A 10,627-nucleotide genomic window follows, 5' to 3' on the forward strand; every position below is an offset into this window, starting at 1 on the left:
GTAACGAGTCTATTCCTAATTCCCACCAAGCTTGTTGGATCGCATCAAGGCCTTGCATGAGCTGCTCTGGCATGGGTTTACGGTTCTGCTTGTAAGCAGGCAGTACTTCCGCGCGCCAGCCTCGGTCTTGCAGGTGATGATCAAACACCGCGATGATATGAGTCGGCTTAGACTCTGAAGTAATCTTATTTAGAGTACGAGTTGTGGTGGTGATGGTTCTTGCTATATCGGTTGGATCCGGCTGAGCCGAGTGCACGCGTCGGATGAGATTCAAGGCATCGATAATAACAAGATGGATAGACATAAGTTTCCACTAAATAGGCAATAAAAAAGGGGCTGCTAGCCCCTTATAGTAACGTATCAGTTAGTGAGTTGAAACGTTGGTAACGTAAACGCCTTAATCACGAGAGGCGATTTTATAGCAAGGCACGTAGTCGGTCCCGCCCGGTAGCTTCATTCGATGTTGCTCAACAAAGTCGTTAAGCAGTTGGTCCATTTTGGTCATTAGCTCTTTATCACCATCGATAATGAATGGGCCATGTTTTTCTATCTCTAGAATACCTTCAGCTTTGACATTACCCGCAACAATGCCCGAGAACGCTTTGCGCAGATTCGCCGCAAGGCTCTCTGTTTTCTGATCCATGTGTAGGTCGAGTGCCGCCATCGATTCGTGAGTCGGATCGAACGGCAGTTGGAACTCAGGTTCAATATGCAGTGACCAGTTATAGCTGTAGGCATCGCCGGTCTCTTTACGGTGAGAACGGACATCCGGCATAGCTTGCTTCATGATTTTCGCGGCGCGAGCCGGGTCATCAATCACGATCTCATAATGTTTTTGTGCTTCTGGACCTAATGTCTCGCCAATGAATTTATCAATTGAGCGGAAGTAGGCTTCACTCTCCTTTGAGCCCGTTAATACAATCGGCATTGGCTGATCGGCATTGTTCGGGTGCATCATAATACCTAAGATGTACAACAGCTCTTCGGCAGTACCTGGGCCGCCAGGGAAGATGATGATGCCGTGCGCCATACGAACAAACGCCTCAAGACGCTTCTCAATATCTGGCATAATCACTAGCTCATTCACGATAGGGTTTGGTGGCTCAGCCGCAATGATAGATGGTTCAGTAAGACCTAGGTAACGGTGATCGGTGTAACGCTGCTTCGCGTGACCAATTGCCGCCCCCTTCATTGGGCCTTCCATCGCGCCCGGTCCACAACCGGTACAGATGTTGAGTTCTCGCAAGCCAAGTTCATTACCCACTTCACGAGTGTATTGGTATTCGCTGGCATTGATTGAGTGACCGCCCCAACACACGATAAGGTTCGGTTCGATACCCGGAGTTAATGCTCCAGCATTTCTTAAAATACCAAACACTAGGTTAGTAATATGAGTGGCGTTGGTTAGGTTAAGCCTTTGGTTGTCGGCTAGGTGCATGTTGACGTACACAATGTCACGCAGCACTGAAAATAGGTGTTCTTGTATCCCCTTGATGATTTCACCATCAACAAAGGCATGCTCTGGCGGATTGCTCAGTTCGAGCTTAATACCACGCTCACGGCGTACGACTTCTACATCGAACGATTTGTATTTATCGAGCAATTCCTTGGAGTTGTCGGTATGGCTACCCGAGTTAAGTACCGCTAACGTACAGTTACGATACAGTTGGTACAGATCACTAGACGCGGTTTTCTTAAGACGCTCAACTTCAAGTTGAGAGAGTAAATCCATGCTACCGGCAGGGCTGATATGAGTGATCATAGTGCCTCCTTGTTGATAAGAGCAGGGGAGACAGTTAAGTAACCCTCTGGCTCGAGAGTGAGAAGCAAACGTTGAAAGTGTTTGGTTAAAGGTGAGAGAGTTAACCAGACGAAACGAATACGACAGCGTTGCTTAATGGATTATATAAACTGCTCAAGAGCGAATATATGGCATTGCTTGCCAAGAATGCTTGTTAAGCGAATGTTAATCATTAGCTTAGCAAACATTGAGGAAATTGGTATGTGATAAGTATTTGAAAAAATGAAATAAATTAAATTTAAGGCTGCTTAGTGCCAAACAAGTTGGTTGCTACCGCGCTGTTTTGCCTTATTTAAAGTTTTATTGAGTCGCTCTAATACTTCTTCTGGTGTATCTGACTCTTTGAACTGAGTACTTGCAGCACATAAAGTTATCGTGATTTGTTGGTCACGGAACTTAAATGGTAAACGGCTTACCTGAGTTTGAATGTTTTGAATCACCTGATGGCAATATTCATCGGTTTGTTCTGGAAGCAATAAGATAAATTCTTCACCAGAAAAACGCGCTACGGTATCGGTAGTGCTGGCTTCTTTGGTGATGGTTCTTGCGATGATCTTTAGGGCTTTATCGCCCGCAGTGTAACCAAAGCTGTCGTTAATCGATTTGAAATTGTCGATATCAAGCAGTACTACACGTAGCGAGTGTTGTGCGCGAATCCAACGGCGGTACTCAAGCTCTAAACGATCGGTAAACGCAGTACGGTTGTACACCTTTGTTAGAGGGTCAAGCAGCATACGCTGAGCCTGATCTTCTAAACGCTTACGGTAATCTTGAGTAACTTCATATAGGGAATCGAGCTGAGTTTTTCCGTAGCTCATTCGTTCGATCAGTGCTTGCTCTTTTTGCTCGGCGTGATTCAACCTTTCAGATAGAGAGGCGATTTCACTGAGTAGAGGATTGATCGACTGTTTTAAGCTATCAATATCCTTCGCTCTCTCAACTGAGCTTTGGCTTTTGCTCACCAGCTCAGTGAGCTCAGAGTTTAGACCTTGGCGATGCTCAAAATAGCTTTGGCTTTGATCGGTATTTTGGTCTGCCGTTTTGATGCTCGATGCGAGTGACGCATTGAGTTGATCGATAAACTGTTCAGACTTTTTACGCTCTAGTGTGGTGCCTTCAATGACCAGTTTGAGGATCTGTAGTGTCAGCTCAAGCAGGTTTTGTGTGGAAACACCAAGCAATAGTTTTGCGCGGATATCGGTCAGCATGTCACCTGATTCTCCCTCAAAATCGAGTTCAGTAATCAGATGTTGTAATTCGTTTGATAGGTCGGAAAGGAGCTCTTGTTCCGGAGAGTGTGCGGCGTCAGCAAACTGCGAGCGTGAGTTGTTCGCCATAATCTTGATGGCACGCTCATAAATACCGAGTAGCTTTATTGCATGGTCGACTTTTTGACTGCCATTGCATTCGGAGAAGCTAAGTAAGTTTCGTAGGTCTCGCTTGAGCTGCGCTGGAAGACCAGTTATGCGTTGCAGCGTTTCCCCACTGTGCTTAATGCTATCGTCCAGATATCCGTTCTGTTTATCCATAGCCAACGTTTTCTGCTTTAGCATCCTTTCAAGTACTGCCAGCTTTGGGATCATTGAGCTAATGTCTTTTTGCTTTTCTAGCTCTTCCCTAAGGGCAATGAGGTTTTCATCTAAATGGCTATTGCTGCCAACGCACGCGTCGCTTAACGATGTGACGATACGCTTTAGAACTTTCTGTTCGCGAATAAATTTGAACGAGGTGTCTCTTTGCGTCAAACGAACTTGCTCCAACTGAAATTTCAGCTGGTGGAGTTGCGCCTGAATGTCTTTTTCAAGAATGCCCATAGATGTATTAAATAGCGCCGCGTAGATCGAACTCGATCATTTTGATGAAATTCCGTTACATCGATAATAACAAAACTAAAAATAAGGTCACGAGTTGCAAGTCTTAACCGCTCGCAAATCAGTCATCTTTTAGCATTTTTTTGATGTTGTCCTCATTCTGGTACGAGGATTGTATTTTTATTAGCCCTTGATTAATCGCATGTTTACAGGCTTCTCTTATGTTACCTGTTGCAAGACTAGCGGCGGGTGCATTGTCGATGGCTTTGAGGTATACCCATTGGCTGCTGCGCTCTTTGAGACTTATCTCACGCGCTAGGTTTGTCGACATCAATAGTACATCTAATAGCTCTTGATCGTTTATCGCGGTGTACGCACGTGGCAAGAATGGGTAGTCAGCGATACCCATGCGAACGGTACGATTGATATTACGTTCGGTCTCGAACTCATTCACCCAATCTTGAATCTTTCTGAACATGGCTTCAGGCGATGAATCGCGATCTGAATTCGGTTCGATGTAGAGTAGGTTGGCATCCGAAAAATGGTAAACGCGAGATGGCCCTTCCAGTTTCGATTTGAGGAACTCACCGAATGCATCTTCAAGCTCAAGGCCGGCTTTGTAACCATTCTGCGTGTACATATTACGTAGGAAAGGTAAATCAATCATCACGAAGCGCAAACGGTCGTTCAGTGGTTCATGAATCAGTTCACCCATCTGCCATTGTTCAAAGGTTTGGCTCGTTTGCTCTAAAGAGTTCGACAGTTTGGCGTTTAGCATTCTTAGGTTAGGCAGCTTGGAACGCGAGTGCGTAAAGAGATCGGTGCGCAGTGAATCGACTTCTTTGGCCAAGGTTTGAATGATGTAGCCTCGGCGTAGCACGAAGAAGAACAGCACAATACTGAATAGGAATAGCGCGAAGGCGATCTTCTGGAACTTGCGATGTTCAAGCTTGTACTTTTCTAGCTCTTGCGCTTGACCTGCATAGTGCAAGGTCTGCTCAGCAAACTCTTTCTGTTGGCGGAATGCATCTTCACCAACACGGTTGAGTTTTTGCTGTTCTAAAGAGACCAGGCTGTTGTATTGCTTGAGGTTGGCAAGAGCCTGTTGTGCGCGACCGGCTTGTTCGTAACCCAAAGAGAGTAAGTAGTATGAGCGCTGTGACAGGCGAGAGTTCTCGACTTGGCGTGAGATCTCAAGAGCGCGTGTCGCATGCTTGATCACATCTTCGCTCTCTTGCAGGTGGTAAGCCAGCCCAGCTGATAGCAGCGCAGCACGGCCTTCCAGTTTTGGCATATCGGTATACTCGAGCAGTTCAAGAGCACGGGAGAGGTACTGTTCTGCAAGAGGGTAATTATAAAGGCGCAGGTAAGTCGCTGATAAACTTAAGCGAATATCGATGACTTGGTAGATATCTCGGTCAGTACTTTCGTGGTCTAGCACATTGAAGAAATGCACTAGGGCAAGGTTGTATTTGCCTTGGTAGAAGTACACATCCCCCATTTTCTTAAGCACTTGAGCTAATACTGGCGAATTTTCAAAGTTGTCATAGAAATCAGCGGCTTGAGATAGGTGCTCTAGTGCTTTGTCTAACACTTGGCGCTCAAAGAACAGCTGTGCCAATAGACGGTTAACTTTTGCTAAGCGTGCACTTAGGTTGCCTTCTACTGACTTCCAGTAGCCATATAGCAATTCAGACAGCGCGTGATTGTACTCTTTGTGGTTTAGGTAAAACTCACCGACTGCAATGTGGTAGTCGATGGATACTTTTTCTGAGTAACGTTGGTCGAGGTAATTCTTGGCTTCTTGGTAGTACTTCTCCGCTTCATCGATCTTGTTGTCGTATGATGCGATGTCCGCCTTCAACATGATTAAGCGGTAGGTGATACCTTCCGTTAAACGCAAGGTTTTGCTGACTGATTCTAGGTTTGCTTCGATAGTTTCGAGTTCGGCTTTGGCTTTGTCTGACTTTCTGTCGTTGAGCCAAACTAAGCGAACTTTTAAGATCTCAAGATCCACCTTTAGATAGTCGAGCTTGTAGGTTTTAGCGAGTTCAGAGGCTTTTTCGATGTGCTTGATCGCAATACGAATATTACCAAGGTTGTACTCTGCTTTCGCTAAGATCTTGTAAGCATCAATACTGCTGTTTGGAGTGCGGATCGAAGAGTCTGTCTCTTCGCGAGAAATCGCTGAAGGGCTTTTCTCGCGCTGATCAGAAAGGACACGCAGCGTCAGATAGCTGTTGGCCATTTTTTTTGCTTGGCTTGGCTCTATCTCAACCAAGTTATTGGCTTCGTTGAGTAGCGCCGAAGAATAGACCGACGCATTCACCGAGGTGCTCAAGCTTAAAATAAATAGGCTAACAACGTATAACCAACGCATTTCAGTGTCCTTTAAAGATTAGGTAGGTGCCAAATAAGTGTGTGGTTTGCCGATTATTGGCGAGCCATGCGCTTATTGTGGCTTGGTCTATCTTGCTCTGTTGAACGGTATGGGTTGATATCCAGACCACCACGACGCGTGTAACGTGCAAACACAGTTAGCTTCGAAGGCGCGCAGTATTTCATGATATCAGTGAAGATACGCTCAACACATTGTTCGTGGAATTCGTTGTGCTCACGGAATGAAACTAAATAGCGCAGCAGGGCTTCACGGTCAATTTGCTTGCCTGAATATGCGATCTCAACGCTGCCCCAGTCTGGTTGATTGGTGATCAAACAGTTCGATTTTAATAGATGGCTGTGCAGTGTCTCTTCCACTTCTTGCTCGCCAGCAGCACCTTCAAGCAGAGACGCTTCAAAGTCGTAGCTAGTGATTTGGATATCTTGGTTATCGATACATTCACCTTCCATCGTTACGATAGGTTGGTTGGTGTAGTCGGTTACCGAGTTAACATTCACGATTACAGTTTCACCTGCACATGCCGATAGGTCTTGCGTTAAGCGCTCAGTCACTTGTTCCCAGTTTTCGAATTGAGTCTGGTTGTAGCTGTTCAGATACAGCTTGAAAGATTTTGATTCAATTAAATTTGGGCTCGTTGCAGGGATGAAAACTTCACCCACCGCCACTTGTGGTAGGCCATTTGTGTTCAGCCACGAAAGCTCGTACATGGTCCAAATATCATGACCAACAAAAGGCAACTCGCCGTTTAGCGCGAGATCGTCACGATTCAGACTACGCGGAACTGGTTGCAATAAACTTGCATCGTATTGGTTAGAGTACTCAGTTTTTTGGCCCAGCGTTAAGCCCGCTAGTTCTTTTGCGTCAGAATATTTGCTCATACTTTCGTTTCAAATTCGATTAGAATGGGGTCGATTTTACTGAATCCCCTCTACCCTGTCATTACGTCATCGCTTATTAGACAAGCTTATTTGGCAAGGAAAGGCTCAGATTCTATTTATTATTATGTGTTTAGGAGATTTTCATGACTCAACGTGCTCAAGACGCACTGGTTTCTTTTAGTCAGCGATACGTTGACGCGTGGCAACAGCAGCACCAAAGCTTACCTCGCAACGAGGAGTTGGTGGACATCGTATCGCCATGCGTAGAAGAAAAGAGCGGTGACGCTGTGTTATGGAAACACTACCCACGTGAGCAATTTGCTGATTTTACCAACGTAGAAACAGGCATCGAGCTAACGCTGCATGAAGACATCAAAACCTTCTATGGTGCTCAATACAGCGCAGATATGAATGCGACGTTTGACGGCAATGAGCTGACTCTTTTGCAGATTTGGAGTGATGAAGACTTCGAATGCCTGCAAGAAAATATTCTAGGTCACTTGGTAACGCAGCGTCGTCTAAAGCTGAAACCGACGGTTTTCATCGCAGCGACTGATGCAGAGCTGGATGTTATCTCTATCTGTAACTTAACTGGCAACGTGATTTTAGAGCGCTTAGGCACCAAAAATCGTGATGTACTCGCTGAGACATTGGCTGAGTTTTTAGAAAAGTTACAACCAGCGGTATAGATAGATGTACGTACTAGAACTTCAATTTGAGTGTTTTGATAACACAACGGTAAGCGCTGTCGACAAGGCGGTGAATGGCTTAATGGATGCACTGCGTTATAACGGACAAGTGCTAGGCCGTGAGTTTCCTATCGTGATGGGTGACGGCGAGTTTTACGTTCGTGTTGTCTGCCCGGAGCAAGATAGCTTACACCCCCGTAATCACTCAGATTTTGTGAAAGTGTGCTTAGATCGTCTGTCTAATGCGAGCCTGCTTACTCCTAAAATGCGCTTGCTGGGTCGAGATTTGAACTCAGAAGAAGTGGCTGAAGATGAAGCGCCTAGTTGGCAAGTACTGTACACCACCTTTGTGCATACCTGTTCACCGCTACGCAGTGGTGATAGCTTGTTGCCGATCCCACTATACCGTAATCCACCTACCTTTAATGGCGACCATAAAGCCGTGCTGAAATGGCAGACGGAATGGCAAGCCTGTGATGAAGTACAAATGGGTGGTGGTTGTCGAGCTGAACACGCGACCTTGACGGAAATCAGCGATACCAAAAGCGTACTGTTTAAACGCGGTTGGGGCTTAAGAGGGCGTATCGAGTATCTGACTAAGATTCCTACTTACTACTACTTGTACCGTGTAGGTGGCATTAGTTTGAAAGACGAAAAAGAGCGTAAATGTCCGCAATGTGGTGGCGAATGGCTGCTAGATGCGCCGATCCACGATATTTTCTATTTCAAGTGTGATGATTGCCGTTTGGTATCAAACATCTCTTGGGATCAGCTAAAGTAACGACGGTGTTCTTAGCACGATAGGCTCATGAGTGAGCTTCGAGTGATCGAAAAAGGGGCTGACACAATGTCAGCCCCTTTTGGTATCTATAGGGTAGTGAAGCGAGGCAGATTACCAGCCTTTAACTACGCCACCTTGGAAGATGTCAGAAGCTGCGTTGTACACTTCTTCAGTTTGGTAAGCTTTAACGAAGTTTTGTACGTTCTCAGCGTTTAGGTTCTCTTCACGAGACACGATTAGGTTCACGTATGGAGACTCTTTGTCTTCAACGAATACGCCATCTTTTTGTGGAGTCAGGTTGATAGAGCTCGCGTAAGTTGTGTTGATGATAGACAGAGCTACGTCATCAAGAGAACGTGGTAGTTGTGCTGCGTCTAGCTCAACAATCGTTAGGTTCTTAGGGTTCTTAACGATGTCACGTACTGTTGCTAGAAGACCAGCGCCTTCACGAAGCTCAAGTAGACCTTGTTGCTCAAGAAGCAGTAGAGAACGACCTAGGTTTGTCGGATCGTTTGGTACAGCGATGCGCGCGCCATCTTGGATTTCATCTACCGATTTCACTTCTTTCGAGTAACCCGCAATTGGGTAAACAAACGTGTTACCAGCGATTGTCAGTTTGTAACCACGGTCAGCCACTTGCTGATCTAGGTACGGTGCGTGTTGGAATGCGTTGATGTCGATAGAACCGTCATCTAGTGCTGCGTTTGGTGTTACGTAATCAGTGAACGTTACTAGTTCAACATCTAGGCCGTACTTCTCTTTCGCTACTTTAGCTGCAACTTCTGCAACCTGAGCTTCAGCACCTGCCATTACACCCACTTTTACTTTAGAAGTGTCGACTTCTTTATCACCACAACCTGCTAGAACTAGCGCTGAAGCTGCCGCTGCGATAGTTAGTAAACCTTTAAGGCTAAATTTCATAATAATCTCCTTTTAATAAATCTATTTAATTTGGTTCAGACGACTCTGTTCTTAGATTGTTTGCGTGTAAACGCTGAGTCTTATCTGTGGTCAACACGGCGAACTAATGAATCACCGATCGATTGAATAATTTGTACAAGCACAATCAACATCACTACAGTCACAGCCATGATGGTCACATCGTAACGGTGGAATCCGTAACGAATTGCCACATCACCTAGGCCGCCGCCGCCAACCGTACCTGCCATTGCTGAGTAGCTCACTAGGGTAACGAGTGTGATGGTTACTGAGTTGATAATAGTCGGTAGTGCTTCAGGAAGCAGAACTTTGCTAATGATTTGTGTTGGTGTCGCGCCCATTGATTGCGCTGCTTCTACTAGACCTGTTGGTACTTCAAGTAGTGCACTTTCGATAAGACGAGCAACAAATGGGATTGCGCCAATAGTCAGTGGAACAATTGCCGCTGTTGTACCGATAAAGGTACCAATCAGCATTTTAGTCAATGGGATAATCGCAACCATCAATACCAAGAAAGGTACTGAACGGCCTACGTTGACTACCGCACCAAGAATTTGGTTAAGCTTAGTGTTTTCTAGCAAGCCGCCTTTTTTGGTAGTGTGTAGAATCACGCCTAGGGGAATACCGACAGCAAAGCCAACAATGCCTGCCACAGCAACCATGTAAAGTGTTTCGCCAGTTGCTTCTAATAGAAGGTTACCGTTAAGGCTGATCCAGTCAGCAATCTCGTTGAAACTAAAGGACATAACCAAGCACCTCTACTTTTACATTGTTATCGCGTAGGAATTGGATAGCAGCATTATCATCTGCTTCGTTGCCGAACAGCTCAGCCACCATCATGCCGAACTTCACGCCGCCAGCGTAATCAAGGTCAGAACTTAGAATGCTGACATCGATATTAAATTTACGAGCGATTTGCGTCATTAGCGGAGCATCAACGGTTGCACCTGTGAACTCAAGGCGTACCAGAGGGTAACTGCCATCTACTCGAGTTTCTTGCAAGCGTGCTTGATAATCTTCAGGGATCGTTAGATCTAAGGTTGAACGAATAAATTGATGCGCTAACTCAGTCTTAGGATGCGCAAAGATGTCGCCAACCGTGCCTTTCTCTACCAATTCACCACCACCGATGATCGCCACTTCGTGACAGATGCTCTTAACCACATCCATTTCATGCGTAATAAGCAGGATAGTAATGTTTAGCTTGCGGTTGATTTCACGCAGCAGTTCAAGAATCGATTGAGTGGTTGCGGGATCCAGAGCACTGGTCGCTTCATCACACAGTAGTACTTTCGGGTCTGATGCCAATGCACGAGCAATCGCGACA

The 10,627-nt window shown here is 45.7% G+C and carries 9 protein-coding genes and 1 pseudogene; 2 read left to right on the forward strand and 8 right to left on the reverse strand.

Features of this window, described 5'->3' with window-relative positions:
- The 5 genes and pseudogenes from BCT81_RS01230 to queF form a co-directional block, all read right to left on the reverse strand.
- Nucleotides 1–304 (reverse strand): annotated as a pseudogene (locus BCT81_RS01230) (flap endonuclease Xni); the annotation flags it as partial.
- A 93-nt stretch (nucleotides 305–397) separates the two neighbouring features.
- The gene (ppnN, locus tag BCT81_RS01235) at nucleotides 398–1,762 is read right to left on the reverse strand and encodes a nucleotide 5'-monophosphate nucleosidase PpnN (protein WP_102423038.1); all 1,365 of its coding nucleotides are present in this window, start codon (nucleotides 1,760–1,762) and stop codon (nucleotides 398–400) included.
- A 287-nt stretch (nucleotides 1,763–2,049) separates the two neighbouring features.
- Complete coding sequence (locus tag BCT81_RS01240) at nucleotides 2,050–3,615, reverse strand: GGDEF domain-containing protein (RefSeq protein ID WP_102423039.1); 1,566 nt, start codon at nucleotides 3,613–3,615, stop codon at nucleotides 2,050–2,052.
- A 118-nt stretch (nucleotides 3,616–3,733) separates the two neighbouring features.
- Nucleotides 3,734–5,992: a hypothetical protein gene (locus BCT81_RS01245; protein ID WP_102423040.1), complete on the reverse strand. Its 2,259-nt coding sequence runs from the start codon at nucleotides 5,990–5,992 to the stop codon at nucleotides 3,734–3,736.
- A 53-nt stretch (nucleotides 5,993–6,045) separates the two neighbouring features.
- Nucleotides 6,046–6,891 (reverse strand): NADPH-dependent 7-cyano-7-deazaguanine reductase QueF, encoded by an 846-nt coding sequence (queF, locus tag BCT81_RS01250; RefSeq protein WP_102423041.1) that lies wholly within the window; start codon nucleotides 6,889–6,891, stop codon nucleotides 6,046–6,048.
- Nucleotides 6,892–7,034: 143 nt separating this feature from the next.
- Here queF and syd point away from each other — a divergent pair, with 143 nt between their 5' ends.
- Both syd and BCT81_RS01260 read left to right on the forward strand, forming a co-directional pair.
- Entirely contained in the window at nucleotides 7,035–7,580 is a 546-nt protein-coding gene (gene syd / locus BCT81_RS01255; protein ID WP_004738534.1) for a SecY-interacting protein, read from the forward strand.
- A gap of 4 nt (nucleotides 7,581–7,584) precedes the next feature.
- The gene (locus BCT81_RS01260; RefSeq protein WP_004738535.1) at nucleotides 7,585–8,361 is read left to right on the forward strand and encodes a Zn-ribbon-containing protein; all 777 of its coding nucleotides are present in this window, start codon (nucleotides 7,585–7,587) and stop codon (nucleotides 8,359–8,361) included.
- A 111-nt stretch (nucleotides 8,362–8,472) separates the two neighbouring features.
- On the opposite strand, the gene BCT81_RS01265 is transcribed toward BCT81_RS01260, so the two are convergent.
- The 3 genes from BCT81_RS01265 to BCT81_RS01275 all read right to left on the reverse strand — a co-directional run.
- On the reverse strand, nucleotides 8,473–9,282 hold the full coding sequence (locus BCT81_RS01265; RefSeq protein WP_008222910.1) for a MetQ/NlpA family lipoprotein: 810 nt from the start codon (nucleotides 9,280–9,282) through the stop codon (nucleotides 8,473–8,475).
- 80 nt (nucleotides 9,283–9,362) lie between these two features.
- On the reverse strand, nucleotides 9,363–10,046 hold the full coding sequence (locus BCT81_RS01270) for a methionine ABC transporter permease (protein WP_008222912.1): 684 nt from the start codon (nucleotides 10,044–10,046) through the stop codon (nucleotides 9,363–9,365).
- Nucleotides 10,036–10,627, reverse strand: a 592-nt coding sequence (locus tag BCT81_RS01275; protein ID WP_277869780.1) for an NIL domain-containing protein, incomplete at its 5' end; no start/stop codon positions are given. The genes BCT81_RS01275 and BCT81_RS01270, both read right to left, overlap by 11 nt.

The organism is Vibrio sp. 10N.261.52.A1 (assembly GCF_002876325.1).
GTDB classification, from domain to species: Bacteria; Pseudomonadota; Gammaproteobacteria; order Enterobacterales; family Vibrionaceae; genus Vibrio; species Vibrio chagasii.

What these genes read in the sequence shown, in the direction of transcription:
- syd (WP_004738534.1), top strand. Translation starts at nt 7,035, where the DNA reads ATGACTCAACGTGCTCAAGACGCACTGGTTTCTTTTAGTCAGCGATAC.
- BCT81_RS01245 (WP_102423040.1), bottom strand. Translation starts at nt 5,992, where the DNA reads ATGCGTTGGTTATACGTTGTTAGCCTATTTATTTTAAGCTTGAGCACC.
- BCT81_RS01265 (WP_008222910.1), bottom strand. Translation starts at nt 9,282, where the DNA reads ATGAAATTTAGCCTTAAAGGTTTACTAACTATCGCAGCGGCAGCTTCA.
- BCT81_RS01240 (WP_102423039.1), bottom strand. Translation starts at nt 3,615, where the DNA reads ATGGGCATTCTTGAAAAAGACATTCAGGCGCAACTCCACCAGCTGAAA.
- BCT81_RS01270 (WP_008222912.1), bottom strand. Translation starts at nt 10,046, where the DNA reads ATGTCCTTTAGTTTCAACGAGATTGCTGACTGGATCAGCCTTAACGGT.
- ppnN (WP_102423038.1), bottom strand. Translation starts at nt 1,762, where the DNA reads ATGATCACTCATATCAGCCCTGCCGGTAGCATGGATTTACTCTCTCAA.
- queF (WP_102423041.1), bottom strand. Translation starts at nt 6,891, where the DNA reads ATGAGCAAATATTCTGACGCAAAAGAACTAGCGGGCTTAACGCTGGGC.
- BCT81_RS01260 (WP_004738535.1), top strand. Translation starts at nt 7,585, where the DNA reads ATGTACGTACTAGAACTTCAATTTGAGTGTTTTGATAACACAACGGTA.